The following is a 701-nucleotide window of genomic DNA, read 5'->3' on the forward strand; positions in this document are numbered from 1 at the left end:
CGAGAACTCCGCGAGCGCCGAGGCGTTGATCAAATGCACGGCGAAGCCGAGCGCGACCCCGGCGGCGATGGCGATGATGGAGACGACCGCGCGCAGCGGATGTAGCCGCAGGTGACCCCACGAAACGGCGCGCAGCAGCCAGCGCAGCATCGCCGTCGTACTTACGCTGCAACCAGCCGGCCGCGTGTCAGCCGCAAGACGCGGTCGCAGGTGGCGGCGGCAGCCTCCGAATGCGTGACGAGGATCCCGGCGGCGCCCTGCGCGCGCACCGTCTGCGCCAACAGCTGCAGTGCGGACGCCGCGGTGTCCGGGTCGAGGTTGCCGGTGGGCTCGTCGGCCAGCAGCAGCGCGGGCCGATGCACCAGCGCGCGCGCCAGCGCCACGCGCTGCAGCTCACCGCCGGAGAGCTCGGCCGGGGCCGATGCAGCCCGTTGCGCGAGGCCGACAGCGGCCAGCATCTGTAGCGCCCGGGCGCGGCGCTCGATGGCGTCGACTCCCAGCAGCACCAGCGGCAGCATCACGTTCTGCAGCACCGTCAGCTGCGGCAGGATATGGAAGGCCTGGAAGACAAAGCCGATTTTCTGCCGCCGCAGGCGCGTGCGTTCGTCTTCGCTTAGGCGGGTGACCTCGATGCCGTCGACGCGCACGCTGCCCGCGTCGGGCAGCTCCAGCCCCGCGATGAGGTTCAGCAGCGTCGATTT

Annotated in this window: 1 protein-coding gene; it reads right to left on the bottom strand. The window is 71.2% G+C overall.

Going from position 1 to position 701, the window contains the following annotated elements; all coding sequences use genetic code 11:
- Positions 1 to 161 precede the first annotated feature (161 nt).
- A partial coding sequence (locus tag NZN28_RS14530) for an ABC transporter ATP-binding protein (RefSeq protein WP_295399368.1) occupies positions 162 to 701 on the bottom strand: 540 nt, incomplete at its 5' end.

It is taken from the genome of Meiothermus sp., assembly GCF_025056915.1.
In the GTDB taxonomy this organism is placed as follows: Bacteria; Deinococcota; Deinococci; order Deinococcales; family Thermaceae; genus Meiothermus.